This window comes from Francisella sp. AG1, assembly GCF_057683165.1.
On the sequence record NZ_CM173135.1, the window covers coordinates 1143589 to 1162022 of the forward strand.

Consider the following 18434-nt stretch of genomic DNA (forward strand, 5'->3'; position numbering starts at 1 on the left):
ATGCTTTTCAAAAAAACTAAACCATTAACTCAGTTATATCTCCAACTTGAAAATCATTATATTTATCAAAAATTTTAATTAATTCCAAGGGAATTTTGACTGGTCTTTTTTTATTTAAATTTATCATTATCCACAAAGTTTCACCTTTACATAAAAGTTTTTTATCTGATTTTCTATATACAATATATCTTCTAAGAGTCGAAATTTTAGTAATGCTCTCAACCCATGTTATCGTAATTATCTCATCAGCTAAAAAACCTTCTCCAAAATACTCTATACTATGTTTTTTAGCAAACCAAGTAAGAGCTTGTGCTTCTGTAAACTCGAAAACACCATTGGCTTTTACATGCTCAATAGCAGCCTCTTGCATCCATTGTAGATATATAACATTATTTAAATGATTGTTTGGATCTATATGTTTTGCTAAAACTTTTGTAGGATATAAAAAATACTTTAACTGCTGCATCATTGTTTTGATTCTTAATAAACACATGGAATCCATTCTATATTAAAAAATGATTTGCTAATAGCCAATACTACAGATCTTAGTTTAATTTTTAGATTACTACTAGAACATAGCTAAAAGATTATCCATTCTTTTATTCACTATAGTTTATTTAAAACATTACAAACTTCTTTAGCAACCTTACTAGGAAACACTCCAATATATCCTCCAAGTTCATTAGCTATATTATCCCCAGCTAAACCATGCACATATACAGCTAATCTAGCAGCTGATAATATATCTAAAGCTTGAGCTAAAAATGCTCCTATAACCCCAGATAAAACGTCTCCCTGACCTGCCACTGCCATACCTTGATTACCAGTAGTATTTATATAGACTTCATTGTCTTTACAGATTAGGCTGCCATTACCTTTTAATACTACAGTTGCACTGTATTTCTTAGCAAGTTTTCTAACAGCTTCAAATCTATCATTTTGTACTTCTTGAATGCTACAATTAAGCAGCCTAGCAGCCTCTGCAGGGTGTGGAGTTATCACTTTATGCTTTAATTGGATAAATTTTTCTCGAATCTCTAAATTTTTAGCAATTATATTTAAAGCATCAGCATCAAAAACAATAGGCTGAGATGCATTCATAATTATCTTTTTTAAAATTTCTTCAGATACTTGAGTTGTAGCAAACCCAATTCCAACTACTAGGGCTGAAAAACTATTTAAATGTTGATGGATATATACTAAAGATTTAGTCATAAGCTCAGCCAGATCCATATCAATGCAAAAATCTTTATCTAAAGGTACCATAGAAATTTTACCACAACCACTATATAAAGCGCTTTTAGCAGCTAAATATAATGACCCATGCATACCTTCATTACCACCAATCAGCGCTAAATTCCCATAACTACCTTTATTAGTATTTTTCTTTTCTCTACGAATTTTATCTATATTTATATCATCAATATGGTTTTTATAAACTTTATAATCACTGTTACTAAATTTGATATTTCTTTTATTTATTAATTCCACAACTAGCACAATACCAGTATGATCAGGCCCATCACCAGTATATAGACCTTGCTTATCAGCCAGAAATGTAATTGTCTCATTAGCTTTTATTGCTGCACCATATACTTTTGCATTAAAAGCATTAAGGCCACTAGGAACATCTATAGCTATAATATATTTTGAGTACTTATTTATATCTCCGATAAACTCTACCATATCATTTGATAAGCTTCTATTAACTCCAATACCGAATAATCCATCAATAATGACATTATAATTACTAATTTTAGGTAATGTTTGCAAAGGCTGTTTAATTTTACAAAATTCGTGATAATAACCTTTATTAATGCCATTGTTTTTTTTATCTATTTGATATAAATCAACTTCATAGCCTTTATTAATAAGCTTAATTGCTGTAGCAATCCCATCACTACCATTATTACCACCTCCTACAATCACCAAAACTCTAGATTTTTTATCAAATCTTTTTTTAATTATATTAACTATATTATCTGTGGCTTTTTCAATAAGGTTAATACCTTTAGAAATAGCATATTCTTCTATTTCGCGAAACTGTTTTTTTGCAAGAAAGTTCATCAAGTTAAATTTATAGAAATATTGATCATAATTATATAATAAAAGAAAATTCCCTTGATTTATATAAGATTAGTAGTCTATTAATTTATGTCGCAACTAGCCTAATTTGACTTTATACAAATTCTATTTATAATATTTACCAGTTTTATACTCTAATTAAGCAATCAAACAGGCCAATGAATAAATAAATCCCATTTTTATATTAATTTATTAAAATCTAGGAGATTTATATGGCTACTACATTGCTTCAATGTTCTAATGTTTCATACAACATTACAAATTCAAACATATTATTTAAAGAAATAAACTCGTCTTTCAAACTAAGTAAATATGGCATAGTTGGAGATAATGGTTCTGGTAAAACCACCTTTTTAAAACTACTTGCTGGCATTGTTAAACCTGATATAGGTAGAGTGCATGTGTCAACAAATATTATTTATATACCTCAAAATATTGATAAAAATATAAAAGTCTCTGATATTTTTGGTATTAGCAATAATCTTGCAGCTATTAATAGAATCAATAATGGTAGTTGCAATCAAAAAGATTTTGATTTAGCTGAAGGTTACTGGGACTCTAAAACGCTCACTGAAGAAAAAATATATTCTTTTTTTAGAATAAAAATTGATTTAAATCATAAGTTAAAAACTTATAGTGGCGGAGAGCAAACTAAAATACTATTAACTAAAGCTATCCTCTCTCCCTGTAATATAATCATACTTGATGAGCCTACAAATAGTTTAGATATTTCTTCTAAAGAAATATTTTTTGAATGGTTAAATACTACTAACAAATGTGTAATTATAGCTTCTCATGACAGATGCTTACTTGAATGTATGAATCATACTATAGAGATAATTGACAATTGCCTTATTCAATATGGGGGTGGTTTTAGCCTATATGAAAAGCAAAAAAATATTTCTCAACAAAGAATACTTCACGAGATTAAAAATTCAGAAAAAAATATCTTGCGTATAAATGAAAGTATCCAAGAGACAAAAGAAAAACAAGTCCAAAGATCTAGTATTGGCAAAAACTTAAGAAAATCTAGATCTATTAATAACTTATCTGCAAATAGTATGAAAGAAAGAAGTGAGAAAACTTCTTCAAAAAATTCTTCATTAGCTAATCACATGCTAATAAATGCCAAAAACCAACTCTTAAAAGCCAAAGAAAAATTAATCATAGAAAAACCTATTAATATTGCCTTGCCAAATACTTATGTTCCTAGCTCAAAGCTAATAGTAAATATTGAAAATTTATGCTTTAGTTACCAACAAAATATTAAAATATTTGATAATTTTAATCTGAAAATTAGTGGACCGGAGCGTATAGTCTTAGATGGTTTAAATGGTAGTGGTAAATCAACTCTATTTAGGCTAATTAAACAAGAGCTCAAACCTACATCAGGCAATATAAAAACTTACATTAAAAGTATAGGATATATAGATCAACATAATAGTATACTACAAGATGAATTATCCCTAATCGATAATGTTAGATATTTTAATAGCTCCTACAATACTCAACAAGCATACGCTCTTCTAGCTCAATATAAATTTAGAGGAGAGCTTGTTTATAAAAAAATTAAAAACTTAAGTGGTGGTGAAAGAATTAGAGTAGGTCTAGCAATGTGCTTAATAACTAAGAACACCCCTCAACTTTTATTATTAGATGAACCAACTAACCACTTGGATATTAAAAATATTAAATTACTTGAGCAAGCTATAAACTGTTATAACGGAGCTATTATAATAGTTTCTCATGACTCTTTATTTCTAAGAAATATCTCAATCTCAAGAAAGATCTACTTATAAATACCATCAGATCTATTAGTAAATATGTCAATGAAACAGAATCAATATTTAATTAAATATAAGGGAGTGTAATAAATTCTGTGTCAATTTGATATGATTAATTTGATAACAGAAGGACTTTATAGTTAATCTGATAATATTATGCTAAAGACGTGAGTAATAGCATCAGATAAATTATCAAAAGAATTATTTACTTTTCTTAAAATTCTTTTAAAATTGGCCCAAATTTTTTCTATAGGATTTAAATCAGGAGAATAAGCAGGAAGGTATAGTATCTGTATATCAAACTTCTCTGCTATTTTAGCCAATTTAGGAGACTTATGAAAACTAGCATTATCCATAACAACAGTAGTCTTTGGAATTAACTCAGGACATAAATGCTCTTCAAACCACTGATTAAAAATTTGAGTATCTGTATATCCAGTATACTCTAGCGGTGCTATAATCTTCTTTTCTAAATAGTTATAACCAGCAACTATACTTTTTCTCTGAGTTTGATAAGCAATAACTTCACCATAGCTAGGTTTACCAACAAGAGACCATCCTCTTAGTACAGACTGTTTATTATCCATACCCATTTCATCTAAATATACAAGTTTGTTAGGTTCAATAGTCTCAACAACCTCTATAAAACTTTGCCTATCTTGTTCTTTTCTTTGCTTATATTTATAATCACCAGTTGTCTCGTATAAGTTTATCCAAGATCTAGTAGTACGGATATCTATATTAAAAAAATTACTTAGCTCTTTGTCTGTTAGGCCTTCTTTATATTTAGTTATTACGATATCTCTGAAATCTTGGCTATATGATGACATTTTTTCTAAATATTATAACATTATTGTCAAATAACTATCGGATTAACTATATTGGGTCTGTATCTTAATGAGAGTGAAGGCTCTAGGTTTTGGATGCAAGTTTTAACTGATTTACAAAACAGAGGAGTTAAAGATATTTTAATAGCATCTGTTGATGGTCTTAAAGGCTTTCCTGAGGCTATCAACTCTATATTTCCAGATACTGAGGTTCAGTTGTGTGTTGTTCACCAAATACGCAACAGCCTCAAATATGTTGGCTCTAGCATCCAAAAACAATTTGCTAAAGATCTAAAAGCTATCTACCAAGCATTTACTAAAGAAGAAGCTGAAATAGAGCTAGATAAGCTTGAAGAAAAATGGGGTCAAAAATACCCAATAGTCTTCGAATCATGGAGAAATAAATGGGACAATTTATCTAATTATTTTAAGTATGCTGATCCTATCAGACGAGTTATTTATACAACTAATATTATTGAATCTGTCCATCGTCAATTCAGGACTTTGACTAAGACTAAAGGAGCTTTCCCAAATGATAACAGCTTATTGAAATTGCTTTATGCGGGGATTTTAAATGCCGAGAAAAAATGGACTATGCCAATTCGTAATTGAAGTTTGACTATTTCCCAGTTAAATATTCACTTTAAGGAGAGATTGAAAGATGCGTTAGATTTAGTATAATTATTAGAGTAAATTAGTGATAACACAGAATTTATTACACTCCCTTTTATAAAAAAGTTATTATATTACTTACTTAAAGTATATATTACTTTATTTTAATCTTTTAAAAAATTATCAATATCAGGAATCAAATCTTCAGGGATAGTTTTAGGGGCGTATCTTTGCACAGTCTTACCATCTTTAGATATTAAAAATTTAGTGAAATTCCACTTTATTCTCTCAGTTCCTAGTATACCCTTAGCTTGTTCCTTCAAATATTCAAATAAAGGTTCAGAATCTTTACCATTTACTTTAGTTTTTTTCATTATCGGAAATGTAATACCAAAATTAGTCTCACAAAAATCTTTAATTTCTCCATCTTTACCAGGCTCCTGACCTCCAAATGAATTACATGGGAATGCTACAATTTCCAAATCAGGGTATATCTCATGCAAATGTTGGAGACCTCTATATTGCTTAGTAAAACCACATTTACTCGCAACATTCACTATCAAAAGCACTTTGCTTTTAGGTAAGTAGAATCCACTACCATCATTAGCTGTTAACTTGAAATCATAAATAGTCATAATATTTTATTACCTCTCAAAGATATATTTATTAAAAGCTTTGATCTACAGTTTGTAAATCTTTTGTATTTAAAATATTAAAAATCTCAGTAACAAGCTGTGGTGAAACATCATACTCTATTGCAAAAGATGTACGAGTATTAATTAAGCTTTTATCTTTAAATGGATCATAAACTGGTAAGTTCTGTTTTTTCTCAAGTTTCAGAATTTTTTCTCTGATACCTTTTCGCTCAGCAATTAATTTAATAATTTGTTGATCCGCATTCATAATCTTAACTTTGTAACGAGCTACTGATGGTTGACTAGCCTCACTTTGAGCCATCGCAAATGATGAAGCATAAGAGACTATACAAAATATAGCTATTAAATATTTTTTCATGTCTTTATAATTTAAGTGCAATTTTAATACTATAATGTTTTACAAAAGCTTTTAAAAGCCCATAATAGAATAAAACCTAAATTAAAATGTTTTTATGATTTTTAAAAAAAAGCAATCTGATGATCCTATTCTTGACAATGATGATTCTGAAGATAATTTCGATATTATCAAGCCCAAAATTTGGAAATTACTTAACTGGTTAATATTTTGTGCATTTATATTAATTTTAAGCTCCTACCTTAATGCTAAAATATTTTTACTAGCTCTTGGATTAGTAGGATTGATTATTTTAAGCATTAAATTATATTTGATCAATAAACTACCCCCTATAAATTTTAGAATTTATATTTTTATATTTTTTATAATTTTTATAGTTTGTGAATACAACCACTTACAAATTGTTTATTTTAAATCTTTCAAAATTAGTAATATTGACTCTCATGACTTACTGACTAATCCTGGTATATTTATAGAAGCTATATGCAATATTGTTTTCACTACAAAAATTCAAATAGCCTCAAACTTATTTTTTAGTGAAGATTTTATTCAATGGTTTGCTTCTTACCTTCATACAACCCTTTCAAAAGCTCTTATTAAAATTGATGGGATATTTTTTGGAATTTTTGGATATATTGTTCCAGTACTAATTAATTTAATATACTCAATATTGACAGGAGTGCTAGTGGTAAGAATAAAACAATTATTAACAAGATCTTAGTCTTAGTTTTTAAGGAAATGACTACCTGCGCTCACTTTGCGTATTGATGCCTGTTTAACCATTAATTTTGTTAATTTAATAAATTTCCTATAAGATTCTAGCTTAAAATCATATTTTTCTAATGATGAAGAGCTTAATAACGACTTTTCTAACAGCTCAATTTCTCCATATGCATCAATAAGATTCTGTGTTTTTCTAACTAGTCCAACCTTATCCCACATTAACTGTTTTACATAAGACATCTGTTCAGAATAATCAGTCTTAAAGTCTAAAAGTAACTCTAAAGTTAAATTATCATAACAAAATTGTTTATCTACTAAATTAGTCAAAATATGTTTACTTGCTTCTAAAGCATATACAATACACTCCAATAATGAATTACTAGCTAACCTATTAGCTCCATGTAATCCAGTACAAGAAACTTCACCTATAGCGTATAAATTTTGAACACATGTTTGTGAATTTTTATCTACTTTTATTCCACCACAACTGTAATGTGCTGCTGGTGATATAGGTACTCTATCTATAGTTGGATTAATACCATTATCTAATAGCTTTTGATATATATAGGGGAATTTTTCAGACCACTGACTACTGCTTAAATGAGTGGCATTTAAATAAACATCTCTACCTGCCTGCATATTAATATATATTTGTCTTGCTACAATATCTCTAGGAGCAAGGTCTTGTCTCTCATGGATTGATTTCATAACTCTAATACCTTTCTCAGTTTCCAAGACAGCTCCACTTCCACGGATTGCCTCAGATATTAGAATTGGCTCACCAGTCCTACTAAAAAAACAAGTTGGATGAAATTGGGTAAATTCGAGATTTTTAAGCTGACAACCTATATCGTAAGCCATAACCATTGTATTTCCCATACCAGCAGATGCATTAGTTACATATTTATATAAGCCAGAAGCTCCGCCAGATGCTAGTACTACATTTTTAGTTATAAATTTTATTACTTCATAATCTCTATTATAAGAATATAGACCTGTACATTTATTTTCTTTTTTAATTAATTCAAAAACATTATGCTCATGATATACTGAAATATTTTTAAATTTATCAAGATTTTGATAGAGCTTTGATATAATAGCGCGACCTGTGTAGTCTTTAATATGTAAAATTCTAGCTAAAGAATGTCCACCTTCTAAATGGAGACTATATTCACCATTTGATTTCTTATCAAATTCAATCCCATGTCGCTCTAACCACTTTATACAATAATTAGATTTTTTAACAACTTGCTTAATACTTGCAAGGTTAGCAATATTACCGCTAGCAACATAAGTATCTTTAACATGGCTATCTATAGTATCTTCAGCTGATATTATAGCTGCAATTCCACCTTGAGCATATGAGCTTGCACAATGATTTATAGCTTGATCATAGATAATAGCTATATCTAAGTTTTGTTCTGCAAGTTCAATAGCTGTCACTATCCCTGCTAATCCTCCACCAACAATAACTACATCATGTTTTTTAGTTACCATTACTATAACTTAACCTGCATAGACAAATCTATTGCTTTGATATTTTTAGTAATAGCTCCTACTGAAATAAAATCAACACCTGTTTTTGCTATTTCAACTATAGAATTACTATCTATATTGCCTGAAACCTCAAGAGATACCTTATTTTTTGCCACAAAAACAGCTTGATTTATATCCTCTATAGAAAAATTATCTAACATTACAATATGCGCACCTGCTTTAATAGCTTGATTAAGCTCATCTAAATTTGTAACTTCAATTTCTATAATCTTAGAGCTATCTAACCTATTAGCTTTAAAAATAGCTTCTTCAATACTACCAGCTGAACGAATATGATTTTCTTTAATTAAATAACCATCATATAATCCTATACGATGATTAAACCCTCCTCCACATTTAACTGCATATTTTTGAGCCAGACGAAAACCTGGTATAGTTTTACGTGTATCAAGTAATCTCGTATTATATTTAGCTATTAGTTTCACTAATTCATATGTAGCTGTAGCTGTAGCTGATAACATTTGAATAAAATTAAGCATCGCTCTTTCAGCCGTCAAAATGCTTCTGGCATTACCATTAAGCTCAAAAATCTTCTCACCAGCCGTTACTTGATGTGTATCGTTATAAAACCAGATTATTTCAATATTTTTATCAATTTGTTTTATAACTTCATTAGCAAACTGCTGCCCACATAAAATCATATTTTCTCTAGTAATACAAAAAGCTGTAGTATCAATATCTTTGGCCAACTGCGCTGTGATATCTCCGCTTGCTACATCTTCGATCAATGATTGTTTTACTAAATTTATAATAACTTCACTAGGAAGCTCTAATATCTGATTATTATTTAACATCATTTCAGACATAATATCCCCTAAAAATTTACCATTCTATTTAATGGAATAAGTGCTCTTTGACGAGTATTTTCATCAACAAAAATCTCATTAGATTGATCAATTAAACAATCTTTTAAATTTTTGAGCTGATTAAGCTTCATCCATGGACACTTTGCACAAGACTGGCAAGTTGCTCCACGCCCAGCTGTTGGAGCTGGAATGAATTGCTTGTTAGGAGATAATTGTTTCATTTTATAAAATACACCAACTTCTGTAGCAACTATAAATTTATCATTGTCCATTTTTTGGCTTGCTATTATTAACTGAGAAGTTGAACCAACAGCATCAGCTCTTTCTATAATCTCAGCTGGTGACTCTGGGTGGACAAGAACAGCAGCCTCAGGATACTCTAGCATTAAATCATCTAAAGCTTCTGCCTTAAACTCTTCATGTACAATACAGCTCCCATCATACAAAACCATATCAGCTCCAGTTTGCTTAGCAATCCAATCACCCAAAAATCTATCAGGTCCCCAGACTATTTTCTTTCCTTGCTTATGTAAATAAGAACAAATCTCAAGAGCATTTGATGATGTGACAGTCCAATCAGCTAATGCTTTTATTTCAGCTGATGTGTTTACATACACAACAACTTCTCTATCTGGGTAAATATTTATGAACTCTTTAAATTTACCATTATTACAACTTAAATCTAGGGAACATTCAGCATCTAAAGTTGGCATCAAAATCTTTTTTTCTGGGCTAAGAATTTTTGCAGAATCTCCCATAAACCTGACTCCTGCAACCACTAAGGTTTCACAATCACTTTCTAACCCAAATTTAGCCATAGCTAAAGAATCCCCAACAAAACCTCCTGAGTTCTCAGCAAGCTCTTGAATCTCAGCTTCCACATAGTAATGCGCTACTAAACAAGCATTATTATTCTGAAGTAATTCTCTAATCTCTTGCATATATTTTTCTGTTTCTGCAGAGTTATTTTTTAAACTAGGTAATTGTTGCCTAGCTTGAGATATTTTATCTTTTATTAATGTTTGGTTTAACATCCAAATGTTCTCCTTTAGTTTTTAACTTTGGATATTTTCATTGAAATATTCACATAATTGACCTAATGATTGACTAAAATCATCATTTATAAGCTGATAATCATATTCACTTGCATGCGATAGCTCAGATTCTGCTTGTTCCATACGATAATCAATAATCTCCTTAGAATCAGTATTCCTATACTCTAGGCGTTTCCTTAATTCATTCAAAGATGGTGGTAATATAAATAAGCTCTTTGCTTTATCTTTATAAATAGTTCGAGTTTGTTGCGCTCCTTGCCAGTCAATCTCAAGTATTATATTTTTTCCTGCATCAAGCAATCTATCAATCTCTATTTTGGAAGTTCCATAATAATTCTTAAAAACTTTGGCAAACTCTATAAAGCCATCATCTTTTATCATCTTTTCGAACTCTTCTATCGAGACAAAGTGATACTCCTTACCATTTGTTTCACCTTGGCGTGGATTTCTTGTTGTATGAGATGTTGCTACTGCAAAATCATCTTTACCTATTTTTGTTTCTAGAAAAGCTTTTAATAAAGAACTCTTACCAGCACCTGATGGTGCAGAAACTATAAAAATATAGTTACTCATTTATAAATATTTATGATTCAATAGTTGATTCGACACATTATACAACTTTACTCCTATAAATAAAACAAAAGCTCCAAATACTTTATTCCAGAGAATATTTAATCTCTTTATCTTACCTTTCAAATAGTTCATCTAAATAATTTTCATACTTATGATAACCTAGATAATTATAAAGCTCTTCTCTTGTTTGCATTTTTTGAATAATTTCTTTTTGTGTTCCTTGTCTTTTTACAACTTCATATGCTTCTAATGCTGATTGATTCATCATTCTTGTTGCTGTAAATGGGTATAGAACAATTCCAACATCCACGCTACTTAACTCATTAACCGTAAATAAAGGTGTACTACCAAATTCTGTAATATTAGCTAAGACAGGTATATCTAATGCTTCTGTAAATATTTTATAATCAGTAAGACTTTGACATGCTTCAACAAAAATAGCATCCACACCACAGTTTTGATAGGCCAAAGCTCGTTCTAATGCTTTTTCAATTCCTTCTGAGGCAATTGCATCTGTACGGGCTATCAAATAAAAATTAGGATCTAGCTTAAACCTTTGATTATCAGCAATAATTAGCCTATCACACATTTCTTTAGTTGAAACTAATTGCTTATTTGGCCGATGTCCACAGCGTTTTTGAGATACTTGATCTTCGATATGAATACCAGCAGCCCCTACTTTAATCATAGATTTTATTGCTCTAGATATACCAAAAGCATCTCCAAAGCCAGTATCTATATCAACAATAACAGGAATATCAACAGCATTAGTAATACGATTAACATCAATCAACACATCATTTAAATCAATAATACCTAGATCTGGCATTCCATAAGATACCGCAGATAAAGCACCACCAGAAACATATATGGCTTCAAACCCAACAGACTTAGCTAAAATAGCACTATAAGCATTTACTGTACCCACAATTTGTAAAGGAGTATTCCTCTCTAAAACAGTTCTAAATTTTTTACCGGAACTTTCACTCATATTATTAACCAATCTAATTATAAAATATAGTGGCGTTGATTATATCAATAAAATTGCTATATTATATTTCACTTTCGCTTCAAAATTAAGTTATATGAAAATTAATTAGTGTATTGCTAAGAAAACAACATTAATAATGTTATTTATATAAAATAGATTATGAAACTCATACAACATTTATATAAGTTTCATATTTTGATTATTACTTCTGTTGCAGATTTAGTTTTTTTCCAGCAACCCAAACTTTTCTTAAATGTTCAACAACTTTTGGACTTAAGTTAGCTGGTAAATCTACCATAGTATGATCCTTCTGAATAGAAATATTACAAATATGCTTGCTATCTATATTTCCTTCATTAGCTATTGCCCCAACTATATTTCTAGGTTGAACATCATTATCACGACCAACTTCTAATTTATATGTTGTTAGATCAATATCTACAGTTCGGCGTGGTTTTCTGTCAGCTCTATCAAAGCGATTATCTCTTCTATCACCCCTATCATTTTTACGTTCAAAGCGATTATCTTTTCTATCATCTCTAGAGCTTCTATCTCTGCGTGGCTTGTCCTCTCTAGCTTGAATTTCTCTTGGGAAAAAAGTCTTTTTATCTTGAGCAAGCAATGTAAGCACAGCCAATAGATCATCAGATTCAAGCTCTGCCTCATCACGAATACTAGTAATAATTTCTTTGTACTTATCTAAAGACTTATTCTTTTCCAATGCAGATGTTATTCTAGATTTGAAGTTTTCAATTCTACTATCTGCTAAATCTTTTGCGCTTGGCATAAAAATTTCTTGCATTTTAGAACTTGTAAATCTTTCTACTATACGTAAAAATCTCATTTCTTTTAGTGGAACTAATGATATAGATGTACCTTCACGCCCAGCTCTACCTGTACGGCCTATTCTATGTACATAAGTATCTGCATCATTTGGCAAATCATAATTAATAACATGGCTAATTCGCTCAAGATCTATTCCTCTAGCAACAACATCTGTAGCAACCAAAATATCAGATTTAGAAGTTCTAAATTGATCTACTATATACTCACGCTGTGATTGCTGCATGTCACCATTGATTGCTGCTACTTTATAACCAAGTGCTTTTAAGTTATCTGCAACTTCAATCGTACTAGTTTTAGTTTTGACAAATATGATAATACCATCACTTTCTTCGGTTTCTAGTAACCTATCTAAAGCATCTATTTTTCTAAAACCTTTAACAACTATAAACTTTTGTGTAACAGTATTAGCTGTTTTAGTTTTTGCTTTTACTTGAATTTTACATGGGTTTCTAAGGTATTCTTGAATAATATCAGCAATATCATTAGGAATAGTTGCCGAAAAAAGCAATCTCTGACATTCATCAGAAACATGGCTCAAAACAAATTTTACATCATCAATAAAGCCCATTCTAAGCATTTCATCAGCTTCATCTAAAACTAATGCTCTTAGATTATCTAACTGTAATGTACCTTTTTGAATGTGATCCATTACTCTACCAGTAGTACCAACTACTACTTTAACACCTTTTTTTAATGCTCTAATTTGTGAGCCATACTCTTGGCCACCATATATACAAGTAACATCCAAATTAGGTATATTTTTTGCAAAAGCTTCAAATTGCTCCGCAACCTGTATAGCTAACTCTCTTGTTGGAGCTAATACTAAGATCTGAGGAGCTCTATCTCTAGATTCCAGATCCATATTGTTTATTAAAGGTAAAGCGAAAGCCGCTGTTTTACCTGTACCCGTCTGTGCTTGACCCAGCACGTCTCTACCCGATAAGATATATGGAATAGCATACTGTTGTATTGGAGTAGGATTTTCATATCCTAATTTAGTAACAGTATCTATAATATCTTGGCTTAGCCCAAGCTGACTAAAATCTTTTTTAGTTTCAGAATTCATTTTTATCCGTAAATTTTATATGAGAAATTTTATTAAATAATTTTAAAATTATGAGAAATTTAAATTATCCGCGAGATGTAACTTCTAATAGATGATAACCAAATTGAGTTTGCACTGGTCCATGAACTTTATTTAGCTCATCATTAAATACAACCTTATCAAATTCAGGAACCATTTGTCCTTGAGAGAAAGTACCTAAATCACCACCTCTAGCTCCCGAAGGGCATAGAGAATGTTTTTTAGCCGCTTCCTCAAAAGTGGTTTTACCTTCAGTTATGTCTTTTTTAATTTGTTGACATTCAGATTCTGATTGTACTAGCAAATGTCTAGCTGAAGCTTTCATAATTATAGTTCCTTATTTTTTTTGATTTAACTATTAATAATTACAGTCGATATAATACATTATTTAGCACAAAAATACAACTGTATTAAAATCTAACTACTTACCTAAATTACGTATTTTTTTACCTGATATAAGATCACTTTCAATCTTTTCGAGGCTTACGCCTTTTGTTTCAGGAACAAAAAACTTCAAAAACACAATAGCAATAACACAAAAAATAGCATAACTAATAAACATATCGGGGTTACCCCAACTACCAGCTTTCATAATTACATTTGAGTAAGCAACAACAATCCAAACAAAAGTCCAGTTAACTATAGTCGTAATAGTCATTCCAAGCTCACGAATATTTTGAGGAAAGATCTCAGAACATAAAATCCACGCTGCCGGCCCCCATGAGCAAGCAAAACCAAAAATATAAACCAAACATGACATTAATAATATATATTTAGGAATTTCAGAATTAACCCCTACAATATCAATCATATAAAAACATATTGCTACAACTATTAATGCTGTAGCCATTATAACAGCTCCTACTGTAAGTAATTTTTTTCTACCCCATTTTTCAACCCAACGAATTGCAGGAAAAGTTGAAAGAAAATTCACAAAAAACACTGCTAAGCCTGCTAATAAAACATTTAAGCCAGCATTGTGCAAAAAGCTTGGTGCATAATAGATCATTGCGTTAATCCCAACCAATTGTTGAAACATTTGAATTACAACCCCAACTGCTAATATTTTCCAAAAATATGCCTTACTTAGAGTTTCTTTTACTGAATAGCTTTTTAGCATATTCTTATGCTTAATCTCTGCTATTTCAGCATCAACATCCTTTTCTTTTCTAAGTTTCACCAACACATCTCTTGCTTCAGCCTCTTTATTCTTAAGCATTAACCATCTTGGACTTTTAGGTAGAAAGCAGCTACTAATCAACATTAATAAAGCAAATATTGAAATAACACTAAACATCAGCGTTAATGATATGTTTTCACTTGCCACAAACTTAACAATAACTACATTTACTAAACAGATTAAAAATATCCCAAATGTTATCATCAGTTGAAACAATGAAGCCATTGAACCACGTATTTTAGTTGGAGCTGTTTCCGCCAAATATAACGGTGTTGCAAAAGAAGCTAAACCAACCCCAAACCCTAATAAAAATCTACTGGCAGAAAGCACCTGGAAGCTAGGTAATACTGATGACACCAATGCACCTATTAAAAATGAGGAACCTGCTACCAACAAGGTATTTTTTCTACCTAAGTATCTAGTAAAAAACCCACTACAAAGAGTTCCAAAGATTCCACCATATGCTAAAACAGCATTGAACTTGCCCTCCATTATACTACCAGTAGAAATATGATAAACATGATCTAAAGTACTACCGGCATTTGCTATAAAACCCTGATCCAATCCAAACAATAAACCGCCAAGCGCGGCAATAGTTGCAATCAAATATACAATTTTTTTATACTCACCTAGAGTATTCATAATACTAATCCTTAACTTTATTAAACAACTAAATTTAATAAGAAAAAAATATGTAAAACAATAAATTTAACAGCAGATATAGTTATTAATTGTATTGACAAACATGAATTGAATATTATAGTTTCAAAAAAATTTTAATTTAAATTAAAATAGACGGATTTTATTAACTTCCTATTTTAGCTAATCGCTTACCTGATCTAAGATTATTTTCTATCTCTTCTAAAGATACACCTTTTGTCTCTGGGACAAAAAATTTAACAAAAAATACACAAAGAACACATGCTATAGCAAAGCCAAAGAAAGTACTACCAGGGTAAAATGTCAACCAAGTCAAAGCAAAATTCCCTATAATTGCATTGCAAATCCAGTTACTCATTGTGGATGCTGTAACACCAAAATCTCTTCCCTCTATCGGCTGTATTTCTGAACATAAGATCCAAACAACTGGTCCCATAGATATCGCAAAACCAAAAATAAACAATAAACTAAAAATTAAAGCTGTCCATTGTAATGCTTGAGATATAACCATTTCTTGGCCATACACGAAGTTTAATTTAAAAATTAGTCCAACCACAATACAAGAAGTTATAAGTAAGCTCAATCCAAAATACAGTATTGGTTTACGCCCAAATTTATCTACATATTTAATTGCTAAAAATGTTGTTAGTACATTTAATAGCCCAATCACTACTGTAGATGTAGAGGGATTACTAAAACCTGCTGATCTAAAAATATCAGTCGAGTAATACATAAAAGCATTCATACCTGTAAACTGTTGAAAAGCCTGAAGTGCTATACCTAAAAGTACTATTTTTATAAAAAACTTTTTCTTTAATAAAGATAAGACACTAACTCCTTTATGAGTAGTCTGTTTAATTTCTCTATGCTCCTCTAAAGCTTCATTTTCGCAAGACCTAATTTTTTTAAGGACTATAGCTGCTTCATCATCATTACCTGTTAAAATAAGCCATCTAGGGCTTCTAGGTAAAGTCAAACATCCAAAAAACATTATTATAGAGGTAATCGCTAATACCACCAACATCATTCGCCACGAACCCGTACTTTCTAATGCTGAGTTAGTTAAGAAAACTAAAAATAAACCAATTGTTATCATCAATTGATAAAGAGCAATCAGAGCTCCTCTAAACTCTTTTGGTGCAATTTCAGATAAATACAAAGGAGCTATAAATGAAGAAATCCCTACAGCAACCCCTAAAACAAACCTTGAAATAATAAATACTTCATAGTTGGGAGAAATTATTCCAACGATTGTGAAAACTGAAAAAATAGCTGCTGCTATCAATAACACTTTTCTACGACCATATTTTTTTGATAGAAATCCACTAAATAAAGCACCACAAGCTGCTCCTAATAATAAAATACTGGAGATATGGCCACTCTCCGAGACTGACAAACCAAATGTTTTAGATATAAGATGAAGAGAGCCATTTACATAGCCTATATCCATACCAAATAGCAAGCCTGCCAAGGCTGCTATTAAAGCCACACGAATAACTATAAAATTAATTTTTTTGTCACTTTGCATATAAATTCCCCATATGAATTTGCTAAATAATATCAGAAGACATGATATACTATTATCAAAATATAAAACAAGATGTTTTAAAGTGGAAATTAGCATTTCAGAAAAAATTTCTCAAATAAAACTTTCTCATCGAAGAAAAAACATACTAACAAATGAATGGATTTTAGTATCTCCACACCGATTAAATAGGCCATGGCAAGGACAATCTGAAGACTCTCCTAAGATATCACTACCTACATATGATGATACATGCTACTTATGCCCTACTAATACTAGAGCCAATGGAGAAACAAACCCAAATTTTAGTGATACATTCATATTTGAAAATGACTTTTCAGCTCTATCAAAATTAAATATCACTGATATAAAGCTTGATAGTGAACTATTTCAAATAGATAGAGCAACCGGCATAACTAAAGTTCTTTGTTTTTCACCTCAACATAATTTAACTATGGCTTCAATGCAAGAGAATGATATTAACAAAGTTATAAAACTTTGGTCTCATGAGGTTTCAAAATTAAGTAAAAAATATCAGTGGGTTCAAGTTTTTGAAAATAAAGGAGCAATTATGGGTTGCTCCAATCCTCATCCTCATGGGCAAATATGGGCATGTGATTTTCTACCTACAGAAGCACTAAAAGAGCAAAAAACTCAAAAAGAATACTTTAGGAAAAATAATTCTAATATGCTATTAGATTATGCAAATAAAGAAATAAAAGAAAAAGAGAGAATTGTTTATCAAAATAGTGACTGGCTTGTAGTTGTGCCATTCTGGGCTACATGGCCATATGAAACACTATTATTGCCAAATTTCAAATGTTCACACTTAAACTATTTAACAGATAAGCAGAAAATATCGTTAGCTAATGCCCTCAAAACCTTATTAGTTAAATATGATAAGCTTTTTGATACTTCTTTTCCTTATTCTATGGGATGGCACGGCTCAGTTGGGGCTAAAGAATGTGATTACTGGCAGCTTCACGCTCACTTTTATCCTCCTTTATTACGTTCTGCAACCATCAAAAAATTTATGGTTGGTTTTGAAATGCTTGGTGAATCACAGCGAGATATTACAGCAGAACTAGCTGCAAAAATTCTGAGAGATTTATAAA

17 protein-coding genes and 1 pseudogene are annotated in these 18434 nt (G+C 30.5%); 4 read left to right on the forward strand and 14 right to left on the reverse strand.

Annotated features, from left to right (window positions below; translation table 11 throughout):
• Nucleotides 1-16: 16 nt before the first annotated feature.
• Together ACR0PV_RS05980 and ACR0PV_RS05985 are read right to left on the reverse strand one after the other, a co-directional pair.
• On the reverse strand, nt 17-469 hold the full coding sequence (locus tag ACR0PV_RS05980; protein WP_488172237.1) for an acyl-CoA thioesterase: 453 nt from the start codon (nt 467-469) through the stop codon (nt 17-19).
• Nucleotides 470-606: 137 nt separating this feature from the next.
• A complete protein-coding gene (locus tag ACR0PV_RS05985; protein ID WP_488172238.1) occupies nt 607-2067 on the reverse strand; it encodes an NAD(P)H-hydrate dehydratase in 1461 nt (486 codons plus the stop codon).
• A 230-nt stretch (nt 2068-2297) separates the two neighbouring features.
• Here ACR0PV_RS05985 and ACR0PV_RS05990 point away from each other — a divergent pair, with 230 nt between their 5' ends.
• On the forward strand, nt 2298-3884 hold the full coding sequence (locus ACR0PV_RS05990; protein WP_488172239.1) for an ABC-F family ATP-binding cassette domain-containing protein: 1587 nt from the start codon (nt 2298-2300) through the stop codon (nt 3882-3884).
• A gap of 125 nt (nt 3885-4009) precedes the next feature.
• Here ACR0PV_RS05990 and ACR0PV_RS05995 read toward each other — a convergent pair whose 3' ends face one another.
• The gene (locus ACR0PV_RS05995; RefSeq protein ID WP_488172240.1) at nt 4010-4699 is read right to left on the reverse strand and encodes an IS630 family transposase; all 690 of its coding nucleotides are present in this window, start codon (nt 4697-4699) and stop codon (nt 4010-4012) included.
• A gap of 48 nt (nt 4700-4747) precedes the next feature.
• Between ACR0PV_RS05995 and ACR0PV_RS06000 the strand changes: the two are divergent.
• Nucleotides 4748-5377: pseudogene (locus ACR0PV_RS06000) on the forward strand (IS256 family transposase); the annotation flags it as partial.
• 95 nt (nt 5378-5472) lie between these two features.
• On the opposite strand, the gene ACR0PV_RS06005 reads toward ACR0PV_RS06000, so the two are convergent.
• Together ACR0PV_RS06005 and ACR0PV_RS06010 are read right to left on the reverse strand one after the other, a co-directional pair.
• Nucleotides 5473-5943, reverse strand: coding sequence for a glutathione peroxidase (locus ACR0PV_RS06005; protein WP_488172241.1), 471 nt, complete (start codon nt 5941-5943; stop codon nt 5473-5475).
• A 31-nt stretch (nt 5944-5974) separates the two neighbouring features.
• Nucleotides 5975-6322 (reverse strand): chorismate mutase, encoded by a 348-nt coding sequence (locus tag ACR0PV_RS06010; RefSeq protein ID WP_488172242.1) that lies wholly within the window; start codon nt 6320-6322, stop codon nt 5975-5977.
• Nucleotides 6323-6416: 94 nt separating this feature from the next.
• Between ACR0PV_RS06010 and ACR0PV_RS06015 the strand changes: the two genes are divergently transcribed.
• Entirely contained in the window at nt 6417-7040 is a 624-nt protein-coding gene (locus ACR0PV_RS06015; RefSeq protein WP_488172243.1) for a hypothetical protein, read from the forward strand.
• 2 nt (nt 7041-7042) lie between these two features.
• On the opposite strand, the gene nadB is transcribed toward ACR0PV_RS06015, so the two are convergent.
• From nadB to ACR0PV_RS06060, 9 genes are all read right to left on the reverse strand, one after another.
• Nucleotides 7043-8539: an L-aspartate oxidase gene (nadB, locus tag ACR0PV_RS06020; protein WP_488172244.1), complete on the reverse strand. Its 1497-nt coding sequence runs from the start codon at nt 8537-8539 to the stop codon at nt 7043-7045.
• Between the two features lie 2 nt (nt 8540-8541).
• Nucleotides 8542-9405 carry a carboxylating nicotinate-nucleotide diphosphorylase gene (gene nadC, locus ACR0PV_RS06025; protein ID WP_488172245.1) on the reverse strand — a complete coding sequence of 288 codons (864 nt, stop codon included), beginning with the start codon at nt 9403-9405 and terminating at the stop codon, nt 8542-8544.
• A gap of 8 nt (nt 9406-9413) precedes the next feature.
• Nucleotides 9414-10439 (reverse strand): quinolinate synthase NadA, encoded by a 1026-nt coding sequence (nadA, locus tag ACR0PV_RS06030; protein WP_488172246.1) that lies wholly within the window; start codon nt 10437-10439, stop codon nt 9414-9416.
• Nucleotides 10440-10460: 21 nt separating this feature from the next.
• Entirely contained in the window at nt 10461-11033 is a 573-nt protein-coding gene (gene gmk, locus ACR0PV_RS06035) for a guanylate kinase (RefSeq protein WP_488172247.1), read from the reverse strand.
• Nucleotides 11034-11145: 112 nt separating this feature from the next.
• Nucleotides 11146-12024 (reverse strand): methylisocitrate lyase, encoded by an 879-nt coding sequence (prpB, locus tag ACR0PV_RS06040; protein WP_488172248.1) that lies wholly within the window; start codon nt 12022-12024, stop codon nt 11146-11148.
• A 202-nt stretch (nt 12025-12226) separates the two neighbouring features.
• Entirely contained in the window at nt 12227-13936 is a 1710-nt protein-coding gene (locus tag ACR0PV_RS06045) for a DEAD/DEAH box helicase (protein ID WP_488172249.1), read from the reverse strand.
• Between the two features lie 64 nt (nt 13937-14000).
• Nucleotides 14001-14279: a peptidylprolyl isomerase gene (locus ACR0PV_RS06050; RefSeq protein WP_488172250.1), complete on the reverse strand. Its 279-nt coding sequence runs from the start codon at nt 14277-14279 to the stop codon at nt 14001-14003.
• A 96-nt stretch (nt 14280-14375) separates the two neighbouring features.
• Nucleotides 14376-15776, reverse strand: a complete 1401-nt coding sequence (locus ACR0PV_RS06055) for a sugar porter family MFS transporter (RefSeq protein ID WP_488172251.1) — start codon at nt 15774-15776, stop codon at nt 14376-14378.
• Nucleotides 15777-15939: 163 nt separating this feature from the next.
• A complete protein-coding gene (locus ACR0PV_RS06060) occupies nt 15940-17322 on the reverse strand; it encodes a sugar porter family MFS transporter (RefSeq protein WP_488172252.1) in 1383 nt (460 codons plus the stop codon).
• An 88-nt stretch (nt 17323-17410) separates the two neighbouring features.
• Between ACR0PV_RS06060 and ACR0PV_RS06065 the strand changes: the two genes are divergently transcribed.
• On the forward strand, nt 17411-18433 hold the full coding sequence (locus ACR0PV_RS06065) for a UDP-glucose--hexose-1-phosphate uridylyltransferase (protein ID WP_488173971.1): 1023 nt from the start codon (nt 17411-17413) through the stop codon (nt 18431-18433).
• The last annotated feature ends 1 nt before the right edge of the window (nt 18434 follow it).